We start from the raw sequence: 18,924 nt of genomic DNA on the forward strand, positions 1-18,924 counted from the left end.
CTTAGTTTTGAGAGCTTAACCTCTAACACTTCATTATGATCAAAAAAGCTTTACTTACGCTAACCTTATTAAGCATTTCTTTAGGCTCATTTGCACAGCAAAAACCAGACTTTCTAGTCAATTACAATCACTCATGGGTAGATTCAGTATTCAATACTTTGAGCATTGATCAAAAAATAGGTCAACTTCTGATGCCTCGAGGAAACTTTTCAGGGCAAGGCTACGAACCAGAAAAAATCAGAAAATGGGTTGAAAAATATCATATCGGTGGTCTGGCCATGTTTGCCGGGCAACCTACCATTCAGGCTCAGATCATTAATGAAATGCAGGAAGTCTCCAAGGTTCCTATGTTAATCGGGATGGACTTTGAATGGGGCCTTGCTATGAGACTTGACAGTACGGTCCGTTTTCCATACCAGATGTCATTGGGAGCAATCAATGGACAAACTTCGCTAATTGAGAAAATGGGTGCCGAGGTTGGTAAACAGTGTAAGCGAATTGGGGTTCATGTAATGTATGGCCCTGTGGCTGATGTCAATGTTAATCCTAAAAACCCAGTGATTAATTTCCGTTCATTTGGCGAAAACCCCACTATGGTCACTGAAAAAGCGACAGCCTACATGAAGGGGCTTCAAAGTCAGCATATAATTGCAACAGCCAAACACTTCCCAGGGCATGGAGATACAGGGGTTGATTCTCATTATGATCTTCCCGTGATTCCTCATGACAGAAACAGACTGGATAGTGTAGAACTAGCACCTTTCAGGAGTATGATCAACAGCGGACTTACAGGAGTAATGACGGCACATTTGAGTATTCCAGAGCTAGATAACACACCAAACCTGGCGGCCACACTTTCACCTAAAATCATTACTAAACTTCTGAAAGAAGATTTGAAATTCGAGGGTTTGACCTTCACTGATGCCATGGATATGCAAGGCATTACCAAGCATTTCCCTGATGGCAAAGCCCTTGTACAGGCTATTATCGCAGGGAATGACATATTAGAAACTTTTAGTGATGTTCCAACAGCTGTAAAGGCTATAAAAGAAGCTTTAAGCACAGGTGAACTTACAGAAGAAGTCTTGAATGAAAGAGTTTTGAAAATACTCAAAGCCAAATCCTGGGTTGGCCTTGACGCTTATCAACCAACAAAAATCGAGAGCCTGATAGAAGACCTTAACAGCGTAGAAGCCGACTTCCTTAATAGAGAATTAGCAGAAAAGTCACTGATTCTTCTGAAAAACGAAAAGGAAAACCTACCAATTAAAAATCTCCAGCAAAAAATAGCATTTGTATCTATTGACAACGCTGGCACTTCACCATTTCAGGAAATGGCAAAGAATTATACTGAAGTAGATTTCTTTAACCTGCCGGTCAATGCATCTGATAATTTGGTGCAATTGATTCATAATAGAACTAAGGCCTATGATCAATTAGTTATAGGCCTGCACCTGCAAAGTATAAGACCATACAGCAATTATGGGGTTTCTGAAAAAAACAATTTTGCCTTGAAAGCTTTGTTAGAGAATAAGAACAGTACCGTGGTAATCTTCGGAAATCCATTCTCCATCAATAAAATTGAAAGCCTCGAAGCAGCCAAATCAATAGTACTTGCAAATCAACAAACTTCTTACACAGAAGAGGCAGCTACGATGGCCATTTTCGGGGCAATTCCTTTTCAAGGTTCTTTACCCATAACAGTGAATGAAAAATACCCGTATGGTTTCGGTATTCAGAAAGAAAGTATTGGTCGTTTAGCCTATGGTGTACCTGAGCAAGAAGGTCTGGATGGTACCCTCTTAAGAAGCCGCGTAGACTCCATCATAAATTTAGGTTTAACTGAGAAAGCTTACCCGGGAGCAGCATTTCAGGTAGCTAAAAACGGAAGAGTAATTTATAGGAAGGCCTATGGCTATCATACCTATGAAGATGCAAAAAGAGGTGGCTACTTAACACCTGAAGAGCAACAGGACTTTGAGAAAGGCAATAAGGATGTTATGGACAATCATAACCCTTATGAACCTGAAAGCCAGGTGGGTATTCCGATGCCAATTGGTAACCCTGAAGCCGTTGAAAAAATGGGTGCCGTTCAATTAACCGACCTCTATGATATGGCTTCAGTGACCAAAATAAGTACATCTGCCCTGGCGGTGATGCAGCTCATGAGTGAAGGCAAATTTGATCTGGACGCCAGTTTTTCTGACAATGTTCCAGAACTCAAAGGTACAAATAAGGCTAACCTCACCTTTAAAGATATGCTTACCCACAGAAGCGGGTTGAAATCCTGGATTCCTTTCTGGATGGATTGTATTGATACCTTATCAACTATCAATAAAGGCTTGGTAGCCAAACCTTACCTGATGGATGACTTTGAATATTTTCCTCAACCAAAAAGAAATTTCTTTCAAAAGCTTTTCAAAAGAAAGCCTGAGAAGAAAATTGATTATCTGGGTTCCGTAAAGAGAAACAAGGATTTATGGATGGAACTTCTCAATCCCACCACCATTACATGGAAACCAGGTATATTCTCTGAAAAGCCTAGTGAAGAATTCAGCATTCAGGTAGCCGATAGTTTGTGGATTCACAAGGATTACAAAAAGACAATTCTAAATCAAATTATTAAGTCGCCAGTAAAACCAGATCAGGGGTATGTTTACAGCGACATGCACTATTATTTTTACCCTGACTTTGTACCGAATATAGTAGGAAAACCTTGGGAGGAATACTTAAAAGATACTTATAAGTCTTTAGGAGCAAATTCACTCACGTACAACCCACGAAGGTTTTACCCTCTGCATCAAATTGTACCTACAGAAAAAGATACACTATTCAGAAAGACTCAAATTCACGGCAGAGTTCATGACGAGGGAGCTGGTATGCTCAACGGTATTTCAGGGCATGCAGGGCTATTTGGCAATGCCAATGATCTTATGAAACTGATGCAAATGTATCTTCAAAATGGTAGCTACGGTGGTCAGGAATTTATTAAACCAGAGGTAATTGCCGAATGTACAGCCTATCAGTTTGACCCTGAAGAAAACCGCCGAGCAATAGCTTTTGACAAATTACACCCGAATAAGAATATTGCGAATGGTCCTCAAGAGGCCTCAGACTTGAGTTACGGTCATAGTGGCTATACGGGTACTTTCACCTGGATAGATCCGCAGTACGATTTGGTATATGTGTTCTTATCAAATAGAGTTTATCCTACCAGAGAAAATACAAAGATCAGCTCGCTAAACATTAGAACCGAGGTAGGTAATCAAATTCTTAAAACAATTAAAGGTCTATAATTTACCTACTAAAAGGAACTTCCACTTCAGACTCGAGATGCAGACTTGCCGGTAGATTAAATTTTATTTCATCTGCTAGCAGGTCTGTCAATTTCTTTTTGACATAACTACGTGCCATCACTAAACTCACCTTTCTTACTGGCCGAGGTTCTGCAAAGAGCTTAACTTTTGCCATCTGCTCATATGTAAAATTCAGGGTAGCCATTTTTGGTAAGATTGTTATACCCAGGTGTTTATCGGCTAGGTTTCTGAGTGTCTCTAAACTCCCCGAAGTAAATTGCAGCGAATTCTCCTTCTTCTCTCGTAACTCACAAAAACGAATGATCTGAGACCTGAAACAATGTCCCTCCTCCAGTAGTAAAAGTTCATCAGCATTGATGTCATCAGCCAGTAAATATTCTTTCTCAAACTCCCTTGGAGAATAGACCACAAACTCCTCAGAATACAAAGGAATATCTACCACATTCTGCTCATTATCTGGAGTTACCAAAACACCAGCGTCCAGATCTCCATCTTTTAACTTTTGTAAAATATGCTCTGTAATGAGTTCACTTACTTTGAGCTCAACCTCAGGGAATTTTCTGTGAAAAGACTGAATGAACAAGGGCAAGAGATACGGGGCGATGGTAGGAATAACTCCAATACGTAGCGATCCACCTATATAGTCTCGCTGTTCTTTGGCAAGTTCAATGAGACGATTAGACTCTTGAAGAATTACTTTTGCCTGCTCCAGGATTTGCTCCCCTGCGTCAGTTGGACATACAGGTTGTTTTGACCTATCAAAGATTTTAATGTCAAGTTCATCCTCTAACTTCTGAATCATCATACTCAAGGTAGGTTGAGTAACATGGCATTCATCTGCCGCCTTGGCAAAGTGCCTGTGTTTATTCACGGCAAGGATGTATTGTAATTGCTGTAGGTTCAAAATCTAACTTTTTATGAATTTAATAATCTAACCATTCACTAGAAGGTTCTTACCTCATTTTAATTTTCAATTGCTTTGGACTATATTTAGCAAGTGGAATTATCATCTTCAATCAATTTAAAGTCTCCATGTTTGATACATATCGGCTTTAAAAACGTAGATGAACCACATAAAACCATAAAGTATTTTCGGAATGTTTCCGAAGCACTTCCAACAAACTAACTAAAGTAACGCCTTAGTGCGTGCAATTTACAAAATGGACTTCTTTGCATTAATTAGAGAAGGTAAATCGGGTGAAATAGAGGAAACTTTATCCACAAATCCTGAATTTCTTCACCAAAAAGACCACAGGGGATTTCCGCCTGTTATTATGGCTACCTATAGTGGGCAGGAGCATTTAACGCAGTTTTTCCTTGAACGCGGAGCGGACGTGAATGCCACAGATGCCTCGGGGAATACTGCTCTAATGGGCGTTGCGTTTAAGGGTTACGACAAACTTGCAGCTAAATTGATAAATAAAGGTGCAGACATAGACACGCAAAATTCACTCGGAGCTACAGCCTTGATTTATGCTAGTACTTTTGGTCACGTAAGTATTGTGAAACTGCTTTTAGAAGCTGGTGCAGATAGGAAAATCAAAGATCAACAAGGGAATACAGCCCTTCAGCATGCCCAATTCCAGGGTAATCCTGAAATTGAGCAATTACTCTCTGATTAATACATCTCATCAGAATCATCTGACAGATATTTATTAGGATCAAACAGGTTATCGAGTAAATCTTTAAAGTGTAAACCATGATCCAAAGCCTGCTTACTGATCATACTAAACTCGGCCAGACCGTGTAATGCAAACTCCATCATGAACAGCTTTTCTTCGCCTTTAAGCTCCGGATGTAGTTCTTCTACCAGTTCAGACAGACCTTCAATGGTTTTTAGTCTGGCTCCGTATTCCTTGGAAGTCATATCATTGAGTATCTCAATCTGATTTCCAGCTGCAAACCAAGAGGTTATTTGAATGTAAGGATTAGTACCTTCTTTCTTCTTTTTCTCCTTTTCAGGGTCAGGAAAATACTTCAAAAACTCAGCTCTTATTGCTTTTCCAATAAGACTTTGAGCAACATAAACCGGCCCTTCTACTTCTCCTTCGTATACCAATTCTATTTTACCGTTAATAGCTGGAATCGCTCCGTAGATATCTGAAACTCGGGCACTGGTTTTATTCTCGGCATTAATAATGGCTCGTCTTTCTGCTGCACTCAATAAGTTTTCGTAAGCTGAAATTGTCATACGAGCAGACACCCCTGATTTGGCATCTACATATTCACTTTCTCTGGCTACTACGGCTATTTGCTCCACTAAGTCTTTCAATACATCATCAACCTCAATCTGCTCTTGACCGCTCTTGACCTTCGTCTCCTGAAGTGTGATTTTTCTTCCGATTTCAATAGACTTCGGATAGTGCGTAACTATCTGTGAATCAATTCTATCCTTCAAAGGAGTTACGATAGACCCACGGTTAGTATAGTCCTCCGGGTTAGCGGTAAATACAAACTGAATATCAAGTGGCAATCTCAGCTTAAATCCTCTGATCTGGATATCACCCTCTTGTAAAATATTGAATAGCGAAACCTGAATTCTAGCCTGTAGATCAGGCAATTCATTGATTACAAAAATGCATCGATGTGATCTTGGAATGAGTCCAAAGTGAATTACTCTTTCGTCTGAATAAGGTAATTTTAGTGTGGCAGCCTTTATAGGATCTACATCACCGATTAGATCGGCCACAGACACATCGGGTGTCGCTAATTTTTCATAATATCTTTCTGAACGATGAACCCACACTATAGGAGTCTTGTCACCTTTTTCATCAATAAGGTCTTTTGCAAACCTGGAAAGGGGATTCAACGGGTCGTCGTTTAGATCAGAGCCTTCTACTACAGGAATGTATTCATCCAGAAGATTTACCATCAATCTGGCGATACGTGTTTTGGCCTGCCCTCTTAAACCCAGGAGGTTGATATGATGCATTGAAAGAATTGCTCTTTCCACATCAGGAATTACTGTTTCTTCATATCCCCAAATCCCCTCAAAAACCTGTTCTTTATTTCTAAGCTTAAGAATCAGGTTATCACGTAACTCTTCTTTTATGGATTTTGAAACGTAGTTACTCTTTTTTAGTTCTCCCAGCGTTTTTATTTGAAGTAATTCTTCCTTTTTTGACATCTAAGAATCTTTAGTTTGATCTCTAAACAACCGCATAAACTAAATGGTTTGTAAAAAGCGTGGTCAATTTCAAATTCGTTACTTTTGCCAAAATTTTTGAAATGGAAAACCGGATTCTACTTTCACGAAAGCGGATTGCCCTGGTGGCACACGATAATAAAAAAGCAGAGTTAATAGAATGGGCTAAGTATAATAAAGGCACCCTTCAAAAACACCAGCTTTTTGCCACTGGCACTACTGGTAAACTCATAGAGGACGCCCTGGATATGCACATCACCAAATTGCTCAGCGGACCTCTGGGGGGCGACCAGCAGATAGGTGCTTTAATTTCAGAGGGTAAAATAGATGTCTTGATTTTCTTTTGGGACCCAATGTCAGCACAGCCTCATGATCCGGACATTAAGGCTCTTTTGAGGCTTGGTGTTGTGTGGAATATCCCAATCGCCTGTGACAGAACCTCTGCCGATTTCATGCTGAGTTCTCCATTGATGAATCAAGACTATGAAGTCAAAATGCCTGATTATAAGAGCTACTTAAATAGGAATGTTTAAAAAGTACCTACTGCTTATTTTTTCTCTTCTGACCACACTCCAGTGCCTGGGCATTGATGGTGGTCCTAATGATCAATACCATATCATTAAAAATTTTGAGAATGATTGGTATATCTATGATGAATCAGAGGAAATATTCATTCCTTTTATTGATCGTATTCAATCATCGGCTCAGACGCATAGTGCCTTCATAGATCTTCAAAAATTCAAGAAGTATACCCTACTCGCCAAATCTGAGAATGTTAAAGGTTATTTGTTTGCAGATAATCAATTATTAAAAGAGTTACCAGCAGGCGAATGGATTGAAGTTCCGTTATCTACTTTTACAGGGAACGAGCTCATGATGTCAATTTTGGGTTCCGGTAACATCACCCATAAGAGCTTATTGATAGGCTCCGAAATTGTCAAAGGTGAAACCTCTTCAGGTATAGAACGTTCAGAAATCCTCACGATGAGAAGGAGACTCCTCCCTCCTTTTAATAATGGTTATGTCATTATCCTTACCCTAGTTTTTCTTTACACCACAGTGTTAAGCAGTACCAACCCAAAAGCATTTGGAGAGTATTTTTCTTTAGGCGATCTATTTATTACCAAAATAAGGGATACACGTTTTTTAATTAGTAAGCCTCTAAATAGAGTAAATCAGGCCTTTGTTGTACTTCTTAGTCTTGCGACGGGTCTGCTCTATGTTCTTTTGGCCGGGCGAGGACTTTACTTATTCAATAACGCCTTTCAGCTGAATCCATCTACCAGTTCGTCAAAATTCGTTTTGGCTTTTTTGATTGTTTCTGGAGTGGCGTATGCCTTTTACATTCTTAAATATTTCTTTTTAAGCATTATGGCTCAGCTGTTTGGAATAAAAAAATCTGTGAATGTTCACTACTATAAAAACATACAGTTTTTATTAGTCCTGTTTCTGGTACTTATCGTGGTTTTGTTTGTCTGGTATATCAATCTAAATCCGGGTCAAAACTTTGATAGTGATCTCATCTTTTATGTGTTTCTCTTGACATATTTATTACGAACGACACTCTCCTTCTTCAGCATTTTAAAAAGTACAGGAATTCAAAGTCTTTATTTAATTGCTTATCTTTGCGTCGTCGAAATCCTGCCGATCGTTCTCGGTCTACGCTTCGCTTTCTGACAAAACCATAATTAATACTGTACAAATCTAAATACCCTACTCAAAGGATGAGTGAAAAGATTGATCAAGACTTAGTTAAGTCTAGAATGAATAAAGTAGAAAGTATCTTAGTAACGTTATCAGACCCTCTTAAGGCTGGTAAAAAAAATACTCCGTATGATCGTCTTAAAGATCGTTACGGTATTCAAGTTGACTTCAGAAACTTCATTGCCGTAGACGGCCTCACACACAAAGAATTCAGAAAGCAGAAAATCGACATCCTGGATCACACAGCCATTGTGTTTACCAGCCGTAATGCAGTAGATCATTTCTTCAGGTTATGTGAAGGTCTGAGATTAGAAATGCCGGCTGAGATGAAATACTTCTGTATTTCGGAGCAGACAGCTAATTATCTGCAGAAATACATCACTGTAAGAAAACGTAAGATTTTTACAGGAACCAGAACGGCTGCCGATCTTGAGCCTTTGATAGTGAAACATAAAAAGGAGAAATTCCTTTACCCTTGCTCAAACATCAGAATCGACAGTATCCCGAACATGTTTGAAAGAAACAAGGTGCCTTTAACTGAGGCAATCATCTATGAAACGGGTCCTGCAGATCTTTCTGACCTAACAGAGGTTTTCTATGATGTCATTTGTTTCTTTAGCCCTTCAGGTGTAGAAGCTCTGGATCAAAACTTCCCGGATTGGAAACAAAACAAAACTCGTCTGGCGGCTTTTGGGCCTACCACAGCTCAGGCGATTTTAGATAAGGGATGGACACTTGACATTCAGGCTCCTCTTCCAAATGCCCCTTCAATGACGGGTGCACTCGAACTTTATATAAAAGAGGCAAACAATTTGTAACTTTTTTGTGTTAGTTTTCCGTATGTAATAGGAGACTTCTTATTTTTCCGCTAAGAAAAGATAATGGAGCACGGTTCCTGACGTTAAACTATACAAAGACAGATACTTGAGATTACTTAAAAGATCAGCCAAAATAACGATACACTTACTAGTACTGCTGGTAAGTGTTTCTGTGTATGCCCAAAATGATCCTCAGTTTACTCAATATCTGTTTAACAGAATGTATCTGAACCCGGGTGCCACCGGTATAGGTGGAAAAACCGAGGTCAATGCCATATATCGTACACAATGGACTGGCTACACCGGAACTTTTGATCAAGGGGGCGGGCCAACGACTCAATTATTGTCAGCTTCAATACCATTCTCAGCCCTCAAAGGAGGGCTTGGCATTTATGCTTCTAATGATCAGTTAGGTGGCGGCAGTATGAATAGAGAAATAACAGCCACTTATTCATTCCATAAAAGAATAGGAACAAACCTCCTTGGGGTAGGTCTTTCGGCTGGCATGTATTCCAGGATTCTGGATGGAGGGGAGTTCAGACCAAGAGAAGAGAACGACCCGTCAATCCCGTCTACTAGAATTGGTCAAACTCAACCTGACTTTGGTGTAGGGATTTATCTCTATAACCCAACATATCAATTAGGTTTATCAATGAAACATTTGAATCAGCCGACATATGGTTTTTCTACGGAAACTGCCGCGAGTCCTCTTCCTCGGACTTTGTACCTAAACGGTAGCCTATTGATTGGTGTGACTTACACTTTGGATATTAGTCCAATGTTTGTGATAAAAAGTGATTTTAAAACAGTAGCTCCTGAATTAGGGGCATTAGTTACCTATAATTCCTCGTTATGGGCGGGTTTGAATTACAGGTGGCAAGACGCAGCTTCTTTCCTAATAGGTGGTAATTTCCTGAATAATAAAATCAGAGCAGGATATGCCATGGATTACGTGGTTTTTGGCACACCAGCCAAAGCCCCCACTTCACATGAAATTCTGCTTACCTATTATCTAAACCCTCCCCGATCTGGAAAGAAGTCAATCATAAGAACCCCTAGATACAGATATTAATCAAAATCTATCTGTCTTCTGTAAAGGAGTTTATTATGAACATAGGTCGAGCCATGTAGGCTTTACAGCTTTATTGGCATGATTTGTGCAAAATAACCAGTGAATTGAAAAAAATTCTGAACGTGCTCTTCCCATTTGAAGAATCTCAGAACTTTATTCTCTTTCACAATAATAGAGAAACAGCTGACGTTTTTAGTCTGTTCTCGCTGAATAGGGACAATTGTAAATTAAATAATCTACTTGTTTTATGAACAAGCGACAAATGACAACTCTTGTAAAGGCACTCATGATAGCGGCACCTTTGGTGATGCTTCAAAGTTGTGGTTTCCTGAACAAAACAAAAGAGAAAATAGGCCTAGGTAAAAAAGGTGGAGCCGAAGGAGATCCTCTGGACGGATTGGTAAATGGTGAAGTAGTGGCTACCGCCAGAAAAGGTTGGAAGCAAACCGCTCCTACAGGAATGGTTCTTATTCCTTCAGGTTCATTCTTAATGGGTCAGGCAGATCAGGATATTCTTTCATCCAGAGTAGCTATGAACAAGAGAGTGACCATCAGTCCATTCTACATGGATGACACTGAAATAACCAATCATGAGTACCGTACATTCGTCAATTATATGTTGGCTGATTCTGTTTCAGTACTTGGTGAAGAGTTCATTATGTCAAAGCTTTATCCGGATAGCACTGTTTGGACCAGAGATTTCTCCTACCATAATGGTGACCAGATGACAGAATACTATTTTGACAGTCCTGCCTTTGACATGTACCCTGTAGTAGGTGTCAATTGGGATGCTGCCAATTATTATTCAGAGTGGAGAACAAAACAATATAATGCCTACAGAGAAGAAAATGGTCTTTTCAAATCACCAGCTTTCAGACTTCCATCTGAAGCAGAGTGGGAATGGGCAGCTAGAGGTGGTAAAGAAGGTGCTAAGTACCCTTGGGGTAACCCTTACGTAGCCAATGGTAAAGGATGTTTCCTGGCTAACTTTAAACCTTACAGAGGAAACTACAGAGCTGATGGCTATATGTATACATCACCAGCCAATGCTTTCAATCCAAACGATTACGGTCTATATAATATGGCAGGTAACGTTTCTGAATGGACTATCGACGCATACTCTGAGTCATATATTCCACTAACATGGGATTTAAATCCGTCATATAAAGACGATGATGAGCCTAGAAAAGTTATCAAAGGTGGATCATGGAAAGACGTAGCTTACTATCTGGAAACAGGTACAGTAGCTTTCGAGTACAAAACAGCAACAAGATCCTATATCGGTTTCAGAAACGTACTTGATAGACTAGGTACAGTTCCTGGAAGAGAATAATCATACAAGAACCCAACAAGACGGAGAATGAAAGTTCTCCGTTTTTATAATCACTAACATAAATCACAAAATCATTTTTTTAAACTAGAATTCTAATGGCATCAAATCACGGACCTAGCTTTTTTTGGGATAAATTCATTCCTTCTGTATATAGTATCGGTGCTGCTTTCGTAATTATCGGGGCAATGGGTAAAATTATGCACTATGATTGGGCAGGTACTGTCCTTCCGGTGGCCCTTTGTGTTGAAGCATTGATCTTTGCTCTTTACGCCGTTCAATCTTTTGTAAGACCTACAGTAGAATATCAATGGGATAAAGTTTATCCTGAATTATCAACTGATTATGATGGTCCTGCTCCTGCTCCAAGAAGTGCTACCACCGCAAACGTAGGTTTGACTTCTAAAATGGACGATATGCTGGGAAGTGCCGGAATGGATTCTTCTGTTTTTGATAAACTTAAATCAAGCTTTGGTAAACTAACTGATACGGTTTCTAATCTTGGTGACATCTCTGACGCTACTGTTGCTACTAATGAATACGCAGCAAATGTAAAATCCGCGTCCTCTAAAGTAGGAGAAATGAATAATGCCTACGGAGTGGCGGTTACAGCTATGAATAGTATGGCGGATGCCACAAAAGATGCTCAGGATTACAGAGACCAATTCCAAAAGATCACTCAAAATATGGGTGCACTAAACGCGGTTTATGAACTTGAGCTTCAGGATACCAACAAGCACCTGAAAGCTATGAATGCTTTCTACAGCAATCTTTCATCTGCGATGAACGATATGTCTGAAGCTTCAAAAGATACTCAGCACTTTAAAGAGGAGCTTAATAAGCTTACTAACAATCTGACTTCATTGAACTCAGTGTACGGTAGCATGCTTTCTGCCATGAAAGGCAACTAAGCTAAAAGCCCCTTAAATAAAGTATAAACCATATAAATACAAGATATTATGGCTGGTGGAAAAGAATCACCTCGTCAGAAGATGATCGGAATGATGTACCTGGTACTAACAGCGATGTTAGCATTACAGGTAAGTAATTCCATCCTTCAAAAATTTCTAACCATAGATGAAAGTCTTCGTTCGGCAAATATCTCCGCGGGAGAGTCTAATGAAAGATTAATAAGATCGATGGAGGAAGCAGTTGAAAACGCAGGTGATAAGCCTGAATATAAACAATTGCTTTTGGTTGCAGATAGTGTAAGAAGCGAAACATCAAGAATTAATTCTTACATAGAGGAACTTAGAAGTATTATTATTAATGAAGCAGGTCAAGGATACGAAACAGATGATAATGGTGTTTCGAGCATTAAAAATTTGGCTGAAGAGGAAAAAGTAGCCAATCTTTTTGTAGGTCCTGGAAACTCCAAAAATGGTTATGGTTATGAGCTTCAAAACAGATTGAGAAACTATACTTCGAAATTAGAAGAATATTCAGAAGGTAAAGTAGTTCTTACAGATTTGGCTCCGGATGCTAAAGACAATAGTTCATTTGAAGGAACTAAAGATCCTGGAGAGATCAACAAAGATTTTGCTCAATCAATGTTTCTGAGTACTCCGGTTCCCGCTGCAATGGCGGCTCTTAGCCAGAAGCAATCAGAAATTAGAAGACAAGAGTCGGAGGTTCTTGGTTATCTTGCTTCACTAGTGGGTGCGAAAGAGATTAAATTTGATAAGATTTTTGCTGTAGTCATACCAGATTCCAGAACTGTGGTTGCGGGTCAAACCTATAAGGCAGATGTGGCCATTGGAGCATACTCTAGTGCTCTTACTCCAAAAATTAGCATAAACGGGTCCCCTTTATCAGTAGTTGACGGAAAAGGGACTTATGAAGTAAGAGCTCAGGGAGGTCAGTATGATCAGAATGGTCAACTGAAAAGAACTTACACTGCGTCTATCTCCTACCCTAAACCTGATGGTACTACTGAACAAGTAACTCAGGAAGAAACGTACACTGTATTAAAACCATCTGTGCAGTTAGAGTCGGCTACATTACCGGCACTTTACTTCAGATGTGCAAATAAGCTTCAAACCACGTCACCAGGTCTCGGGCCATTGTTCAAACCTACTTTTAGTGGAACTGGGGCCGAGTTTATTCCTGGAACTGGAGGAAATGTAACCGTGGTTCCTACTCAGTCTAAAGTTACACTTGATGTATCCAATGAAGGTGTTAAGCTTCAGTCTTTCCCTTTCAGAGTTAGAAGAGTCCCTAAGCCTACCATTCAGGTTTTGGCCAATAATGCTCCGGTTACAGATAATGTAAGCCAAAGAGGTCTTGCCGCTTCTTCTGTAAGAACCATTAATGTGGTAGCCATTTCTGATGAAGACTTTAAGAATAACAACCCTGAAGATGCAAACTTCAGAGTTACTGATTATGATGTTTTCCTTGCCAGTGGTGTTAGACCTAAAGGAAACCTGAAAGGTGTGAGCGGAAGCCAAAATATTTCGGGTCTTGCACGCAATGCACAGGCAGGAGATCGTTATGTAATTACCATTAACAAGGTATTGAGAAGAAACTTCAAAGGACAAACCGAAGAGGTTAACGTCGGTGAAATGACGGTTCAGATTCCTTTGAAATAAAAGAGAAAATTATGAAGACAATGAAAAAGATAACTTCACTTGCTGTACTGGCCGGATTAATGGTTGCTGGTGGTTCAGTGAATGCTCAGGAAAAGTCAGATAACGGTTTAAATCCGCTTTCTTTAAGACCTGTTCATGACTCTAACGTGGCTTTTAAAATGTCGCTTTGGAGACGTGTAGACCTTAGAGAAAAACAAAACCAGCCTTTATTTGCCTATGATAATGAAATCACTAAGCATTTAATAGAAGGGGTAAAGTCTGGTATCCTTGATGCTTACGCTGAAGGTGATTTAAAGGAGAGACTTACTCTTGACGAATTCAATGAACGTATGTTCAAACGTTTCGAAGGTGGAGGACTTTCTCAAGCTGAGATAGATGCTGGTTTCGGAGATGACACTGGCGGTTCTGATAACGGCTGGGGAGATGATTCTGGCTCTGACGATGGTTGGGGTGATTCTGGTTCTTCAGACGACGGCTGGGGTGATGGCTCATCAAATAATGATGATTCACAGCAACCTCAGGCTCAGGAGCAATCTTCAACTACCGCAGCAGCTCAAGATGGTTACGAAATGTTCCCAAATGAGTTCTATATTCTTGAAATAGAAGAAGACTGGTTGTTTGACAGACAGCGTTCTCGTCAATATTTTGATATCCAAACCATTTCAATCAAAATACCAGCAGAAGCGTCAAACGATGGTCTTGAGAAAAACCTGGCTACTTTCAAGTATAAAGATTTAGAGCAATTCTTCAGAAATAACCCGAACGCTGTTTGGTTTAACGAAGCAAACACGGCGAAGCACATTAATCTAGCTGACGCGTTTGAATTGAGATTATTCCATGGTAGAATCGTGAAAAAGTCTAACTCTCTGGATAAGTATCTTGATGAAGAATATGGCTCGGCTAAAGAAGCTCTGATAAAGTCTAAGCAGATCGAATATGAGCTAATTGAAAAAGAACATAACATGTGGGAGTATTAATACTCTTCTTATGGTTTCGATACAGAAAAAGCCCGGCAATTGCCGGGCTTTTTCGCTGATTGGTATTAGTTATTATATGTCGAAGGAAAACATATAATCAAGCTTGATGATTTCATCTGTTGACATCCCCATTAAACTTGGAGGCTTGATACCAAAATCTTTCATGTTGACCTCAAATTTCCCACTCACATTCATTTTAGAACCATTGACTTTCTGAGTTCCTTTAATGGTGAAAGGTTTTGTTTGGCCATGAAAAACCAGCTTACCCTTTGCAGTAACCTCTTCTCCGTTATAAGAAATATCCTCTGAGGTAAATGTTACACTTGGATACTTTAAAGCCTCAGTTTTCTCAATAACATGAGAATCTCGGTTAGAATTTCCACTATCAAAACTGTTGACCGCTACTTTTACTGCCATAACACTCAATTGTTTTGACTGGTCATCAAATACACCAATAGCTCTAAACTCCTTTGAACTAGCTTCAAAACTATGTAAAGGATGATCCATAAAATACATGATAGAGGAGCTAGCCTGATCCGCCACAATCTTCTTCTTGTCAGGATTGTTAAAAGCGAATAAAGGAAGAGTGATTAAAAATATGCTTACTTTTTTCATTTGATATCTTGATTAAAATTCCATTTTAATTGAGGCAATTGCTGCTGCATACGCACCAAACGTGGTAATGGCGGCAGCTCTATGCCAGTTTTTGTTCACATTGCCTTTTGAGGCCTGTCTTGCTAGTATGTTAGTTCCTACCATACCAGATAAGTGTACTACTGAAAGAATCTTATGCAGCTTGATATTGTCAAACTTCTTACGATTGACCATTGGCGGTGGTGAGGTCAATGCCATAACAGCTGTGGTTCCATAGGCTATATTGGTGCCCAAGGCTACATTTTTATGTAATTGACGAATCCCAAAATCACCGTTATACAGCTTGGGACCAATTATAGCCTGAGCAATCATCCCTCCAGCCGCTAGCAGTCCTGTAGCCTGATGAACTTTAAACATGTTGCGGCGTACCTTTAACTCACGTTCTCTTGTCTCAGCCGTTAGTGTTTTAGGAGCAATACCCACTTTTCTGTAGATACCTTTTTCTCCCCAAAGCATTCGCTGAGAAAAGAGCATTTTATCCGGCAACAAAGATGTCTCCGTTTCTTCAGTCTCAAAATCCTCTAGCAAGTCATCAATTCCGATATCCTGAGCTTGGGATGAAAAAGCTAAAAGAAGTGTAATGAGTAATGTTAATTTGAGTTTTTTCATGGGTATTATTAATTAGGATTTCACCTGAAGCAAGTTACCATCCTCTGATAATGAGGTAGTATAAACTTTTAGCGGATTAGCGGCCGGTGATTTAGTTACAGATCCATCTAATGCAAACTGCGATTGGTGATTAGGACATAAAAAGTCATTGGTACCTGATCTAAATTCAATAGTAGTGCCCTGGTGTGTACATTTTTTAGAGAGAGCTACCATACCTGAACTGGAATTTGCAATGATTATATCTGAAACGTAAACAAATTCTCCCGCAGTTTTTAGTTTTGAGAAGTCAGAGTGCGTTAAATCTAATGTAAAATCAATGCTGGCACCTGTAGTGGTACCTTCAATTCCAGAATCTTCATTATCCTGGTTAGTACCTTGATTTTGGTTATTGTTGGTATTAGTGTTAGGCTCCGGAGTATCCTCGGTAGTACAAGCCGAGAGGCCTCCCAAACAGTAAAAGGCCATTAGTGCTTTTGAGCTTAAACCAAGTTGCTTGATAAACTTAGCTCTTGAAATGTCTTCTTTGATCATGATTGAATAATTTTTGAAGTTAATTTCAATCAATACGACCAAGCCTTTCTGAAGGTTGCAGTGAATTATCTGATCAAAGGAATTTTGGTAGAGAAGAAGACCCCGGTGGTTAACAACTTTACCTTACCGAAACCAATATTTTGAATCGGTACTTTAACAAAAGGCTCAACTTGCAGACTAATAGACCTAGCAAAAGTTTTCTCAAGTCCAAAAGAGAAGTTAATATCTCCGGCATCATAAAATCCAGTTTTTCCTTCCCAACTCGTCCATTTTCTGTCTGGATCCTCACTTTCGTAGATATAGTCATATTGTTCATTCAGCATGATATAATTGGTGAGACCAGCACTAACAAACCAAGTGTTTCGGGTTTTAGTTAAATCATATCTGACATTTAGAGGGATATCCAACATATTACATCTGGCATCGACCGAGGTCAAATCTGAGGGTCTTTCTGAACCCCAATATTGTGGCCATTCGTACTGATCTGCCTGAGCGGAATAAAACTTCAAAGACTTTATTACTCCCGTCTGAAGATGCCATCGATCTTTCAGCCTCAGCTCTAACAAACCACCTATATTATGTCCGACTTTAACAAAAGGATTCTGAACTACCGTTGAAAAATCGGGAGAAACGGCCAATCTAAGAGCAAGCTTAGGGGATCTCACAAGCTCTTCTGTAGAAACCTCTGGCGAAGCAACAGTCTCAAACTTTTTTGACGCGAAACCATTTAGTTTTAATTCCGGATCTAATTTTTGGAGACCATCAATTTCACTCGTCCATTTTTTCGTTTTTTCGATTTGAACTTCATCTAAACTAATAGCCCCACCAGCTAATAGACTTTTGTCAGAATTTTCTTCTTCTTTAAGTTCAGTTGAACTTATGCTTGTGTTCGAATTCTGTGCTGTCAAATTTTTGGCTATTGCTCCTGAACCGGACTCTTTAGCGTCTGTCTTTCTACTGTTAGTTTCTTTTGAAATCAGTGACGAATTTCTTGAGTACGTTTTTGTCTTGAATTCTTTACTATTCTCTATTCTGGCATTGCTCCTAGGTGCAGAAAGTTTTAATTCAGATTCTTCTTGAGTCAATTGATCCCTTTCCAATTCAATTGAATTTTCGGCTACCTGCTCCTTTTTAGCAGGCCTTCCATGACCAGAAGTATTCAAAGTTCTTGACTCTCCCCCTACTTCCTGATGATCTGAAATACCCTCCCCTTCAACTACCCCTGTTGATAAATCACTACCTTTTGACTTTTCTATTAAGCTGTTATTCTCCTCAATAAACTCAGTCTCGTTGGCGAGATCATTATTGGAATTCGTTCCCCATTTCTGGTAAGTCAAATAAACAATAGAACTCATTAATAGTATCGCTGTAATCAATAAGCCTCCTTTTCTAAATGAAAAACCTCCGGCCTTCGGTGGTTCATTTTCATCCAGGAGTTTATTCATAGCATCCCATGCAGAAGGCTCAAAGTCAGGTATATCCTGACCAGCAGCCCCTTGAAACAGGCTGTCGAGCTCTTGATCTGACATGTCTTTATACTTCTTCATTTCCCTACATTACCCTTGTTTTTTGTTCTATTGACTCCAACCTGGCTCTTAACTCCTTCCTAGCTCTTGATACGTTAGACTTAGACGTACCGATGCTTATCCCCATCATTTTTGAAATTTCTTCATGTGAATAGCCGTCTATAGCAAACAAACAGAAATTGGTCTTATAATTCGGAGAAAGCTCGTATACCAGAGCCATTAAGTCCTGATGTCCGAGTTGACCTTCTGCTTCTTGATTTTGAGAGGAGAGAGCGTGAGCAGTGTCAATATCCTGCTGATGATAATGCTTCTTCTGACTTCTATAAAAGTCTATAGAAGCATTGATCAATATTCTCTTAAACCAATTCTTGAAGGAGTGGTTGGTATTATAGCTTTTAAGATTATTGAAAACCTTTAAAAAAGCGTCATTGACTACTTCCAGTGCCTCGTCTTTGGTTTGGCAATACCGCAAACATATAGACATAGCAAACCCGTAGTGACTCTGATATAGCTCTTTTTGAGCCATTCGATCACCCGCCATACACTTCTTGATAAGCTCAAGAAAATCTGGATGAGTAGTTTGACTATCCATATTGTTTCAGAATGAATACGGAAAGCCTGAAAGTAAGGTTGCAAACAAAAAATTAACCTTT

At 39.5% G+C, this 18,924-nt stretch carries 17 protein-coding genes; 10 read left to right on the plus strand and 7 right to left on the minus strand.

Going from position 1 to position 18,924, the window contains the following annotated elements; genetic code table 11:
• The first annotated feature begins 35 nt into the window (after positions 1-35).
• A complete protein-coding gene (locus ACUXV0_RS06430) occupies positions 36-3,296 on the plus strand; it encodes a glycoside hydrolase family 3 N-terminal domain-containing protein (protein WP_446192249.1) in 3,261 nt (1,086 codons plus the stop codon).
• Between the two features lies 1 nt (position 3,297).
• Here the strand turns inward: ACUXV0_RS06430 and ACUXV0_RS06435 are convergent, their stop codons facing one another.
• Positions 3,298-4,221, minus strand: a complete 924-nt coding sequence (locus ACUXV0_RS06435) for a LysR substrate-binding domain-containing protein (protein ID WP_446192250.1) — start codon at positions 4,219-4,221, stop codon at positions 3,298-3,300.
• A gap of 238 nt (positions 4,222-4,459) precedes the next feature.
• Here ACUXV0_RS06435 and ACUXV0_RS06440 point away from each other — a divergent pair, with 238 nt between their 5' ends.
• Positions 4,460-4,939 (plus strand): ankyrin repeat domain-containing protein, encoded by a 480-nt coding sequence (locus ACUXV0_RS06440; protein ID WP_446192251.1) that lies wholly within the window; start codon positions 4,460-4,462, stop codon positions 4,937-4,939.
• On the opposite strand, the gene ACUXV0_RS06445 is transcribed toward ACUXV0_RS06440, so the two are convergent.
• Positions 4,936-6,444, minus strand: a complete 1,509-nt coding sequence (locus ACUXV0_RS06445; protein WP_446192252.1) for a magnesium chelatase — start codon at positions 6,442-6,444, stop codon at positions 4,936-4,938. The two genes, ACUXV0_RS06440 and ACUXV0_RS06445, sit on opposite strands and share 4 nt — an antisense overlap.
• A gap of 101 nt (positions 6,445-6,545) precedes the next feature.
• Between ACUXV0_RS06445 and ACUXV0_RS06450 the strand changes: the two genes are divergently transcribed.
• The 8 genes from ACUXV0_RS06450 (at position 6,546) to porN (ending at position 14,951) form a co-directional block, all read left to right on the plus strand.
• Positions 6,546-6,995, plus strand: a complete 450-nt coding sequence (locus ACUXV0_RS06450; RefSeq protein WP_446192253.1) for a methylglyoxal synthase — start codon at positions 6,546-6,548, stop codon at positions 6,993-6,995.
• Positions 6,988-8,139, plus strand: coding sequence for a DUF4271 domain-containing protein (locus ACUXV0_RS06455; protein ID WP_446192254.1), 1,152 nt, complete (start codon positions 6,988-6,990; stop codon positions 8,137-8,139). The genes ACUXV0_RS06450 and ACUXV0_RS06455 overlap by 8 nt, the downstream gene beginning before the upstream one ends.
• 47 nt (positions 8,140-8,186) lie before the next feature.
• Positions 8,187-8,984, plus strand: a complete 798-nt coding sequence (locus ACUXV0_RS06460) for a uroporphyrinogen-III synthase (RefSeq protein ID WP_446192255.1) — start codon at positions 8,187-8,189, stop codon at positions 8,982-8,984.
• Between the two features lie 106 nt (positions 8,985-9,090).
• Positions 9,091-10,056, plus strand: coding sequence for a PorP/SprF family type IX secretion system membrane protein (locus ACUXV0_RS06465; protein ID WP_446192256.1), 966 nt, complete (start codon positions 9,091-9,093; stop codon positions 10,054-10,056).
• 247 nt (positions 10,057-10,303) lie between these two features.
• On the plus strand, positions 10,304-11,389 hold the full coding sequence (gene porK / locus ACUXV0_RS06470) for a type IX secretion system lipoprotein PorK/GldK (RefSeq protein ID WP_446192257.1): 1,086 nt from the start codon (positions 10,304-10,306) through the stop codon (positions 11,387-11,389).
• 95 nt (positions 11,390-11,484) lie between these two features.
• Positions 11,485-12,297 (plus strand): type IX secretion system motor protein PorL/GldL, encoded by an 813-nt coding sequence (gene porL, locus ACUXV0_RS06475; RefSeq protein ID WP_446192258.1) that lies wholly within the window; start codon positions 11,485-11,487, stop codon positions 12,295-12,297.
• Positions 12,298-12,345: 48 nt separating this feature from the next.
• Positions 12,346-13,974, plus strand: coding sequence for a type IX secretion system motor protein PorM/GldM (gene porM, locus ACUXV0_RS06480; protein WP_446192259.1), 1,629 nt, complete (start codon positions 12,346-12,348; stop codon positions 13,972-13,974).
• A 20-nt stretch (positions 13,975-13,994) separates the two neighbouring features.
• Positions 13,995-14,951: a type IX secretion system ring protein PorN/GldN gene (gene porN / locus ACUXV0_RS06485; RefSeq protein WP_446192260.1), complete on the plus strand. Its 957-nt coding sequence runs from the start codon at positions 13,995-13,997 to the stop codon at positions 14,949-14,951.
• Positions 14,952-15,023: 72 nt separating this feature from the next.
• Here porN and ACUXV0_RS06490 read toward each other — a convergent pair whose 3' ends face one another.
• The 5 genes from ACUXV0_RS06490 to ACUXV0_RS06510 form a co-directional block, all read right to left on the minus strand.
• Positions 15,024-15,566: a YceI family protein gene (locus tag ACUXV0_RS06490; RefSeq protein ID WP_446192261.1), complete on the minus strand. Its 543-nt coding sequence runs from the start codon at positions 15,564-15,566 to the stop codon at positions 15,024-15,026.
• Positions 15,567-15,578: 12 nt separating this feature from the next.
• Positions 15,579-16,214: a hypothetical protein gene (locus ACUXV0_RS06495; RefSeq protein ID WP_446192262.1), complete on the minus strand. Its 636-nt coding sequence runs from the start codon at positions 16,212-16,214 to the stop codon at positions 15,579-15,581.
• A 12-nt stretch (positions 16,215-16,226) separates the two neighbouring features.
• Positions 16,227-16,745: a QcrA and Rieske domain-containing protein gene (locus ACUXV0_RS06500; RefSeq protein ID WP_446192263.1), complete on the minus strand. Its 519-nt coding sequence runs from the start codon at positions 16,743-16,745 to the stop codon at positions 16,227-16,229.
• Positions 16,746-16,810: 65 nt separating this feature from the next.
• The gene (locus tag ACUXV0_RS06505) at positions 16,811-18,292 is read right to left on the minus strand and encodes a hypothetical protein (protein WP_446192264.1); all 1,482 of its coding nucleotides are present in this window, start codon (positions 18,290-18,292) and stop codon (positions 16,811-16,813) included.
• Positions 18,293-18,296: 4 nt separating this feature from the next.
• Positions 18,297-18,863, minus strand: a complete 567-nt coding sequence (locus ACUXV0_RS06510) for an RNA polymerase sigma factor (protein ID WP_446192265.1) — start codon at positions 18,861-18,863, stop codon at positions 18,297-18,299.
• Between the last annotated feature and the right edge of the window lie 61 nt (positions 18,864-18,924).

This window comes from Jiulongibacter sp. NS-SX5 (genome assembly GCF_052828545.1).

What these genes read in the sequence shown, in the direction of transcription:
- ACUXV0_RS06430 (WP_446192249.1), top strand. Translation starts at nt 36, where the DNA reads ATGATCAAAAAAGCTTTACTTACGCTAACCTTATTAAGCATTTCTTTA.
- ACUXV0_RS06445 (WP_446192252.1), bottom strand. Translation starts at nt 6,444, where the DNA reads ATGTCAAAAAAGGAAGAATTACTTCAAATAAAAACGCTGGGAGAACTA.
- ACUXV0_RS06450 (WP_446192253.1), top strand. Translation starts at nt 6,546, where the DNA reads ATGGAAAACCGGATTCTACTTTCACGAAAGCGGATTGCCCTGGTGGCA.
- ACUXV0_RS06455 (WP_446192254.1), top strand. Translation starts at nt 6,988, where the DNA reads ATGTTTAAAAAGTACCTACTGCTTATTTTTTCTCTTCTGACCACACTC.
- ACUXV0_RS06460 (WP_446192255.1), top strand. Translation starts at nt 8,187, where the DNA reads ATGAGTGAAAAGATTGATCAAGACTTAGTTAAGTCTAGAATGAATAAA.
- porK (WP_446192257.1), top strand. Translation starts at nt 10,304, where the DNA reads ATGAACAAGCGACAAATGACAACTCTTGTAAAGGCACTCATGATAGCG.
- porL (WP_446192258.1), top strand. Translation starts at nt 11,485, where the DNA reads ATGGCATCAAATCACGGACCTAGCTTTTTTTGGGATAAATTCATTCCT.
- porM (WP_446192259.1), top strand. Translation starts at nt 12,346, where the DNA reads ATGGCTGGTGGAAAAGAATCACCTCGTCAGAAGATGATCGGAATGATG.
- porN (WP_446192260.1), top strand. Translation starts at nt 13,995, where the DNA reads ATGAAAAAGATAACTTCACTTGCTGTACTGGCCGGATTAATGGTTGCT.
- ACUXV0_RS06490 (WP_446192261.1), bottom strand. Translation starts at nt 15,566, where the DNA reads ATGAAAAAAGTAAGCATATTTTTAATCACTCTTCCTTTATTCGCTTTT.
- ACUXV0_RS06495 (WP_446192262.1), bottom strand. Translation starts at nt 16,214, where the DNA reads ATGAAAAAACTCAAATTAACATTACTCATTACACTTCTTTTAGCTTTT.
- ACUXV0_RS06500 (WP_446192263.1), bottom strand. Translation starts at nt 16,745, where the DNA reads ATGATCAAAGAAGACATTTCAAGAGCTAAGTTTATCAAGCAACTTGGT.
- ACUXV0_RS06505 (WP_446192264.1), bottom strand. Translation starts at nt 18,292, where the DNA reads ATGAAGAAGTATAAAGACATGTCAGATCAAGAGCTCGACAGCCTGTTT.
- ACUXV0_RS06510 (WP_446192265.1), bottom strand. Translation starts at nt 18,863, where the DNA reads ATGGATAGTCAAACTACTCATCCAGATTTTCTTGAGCTTATCAAGAAG.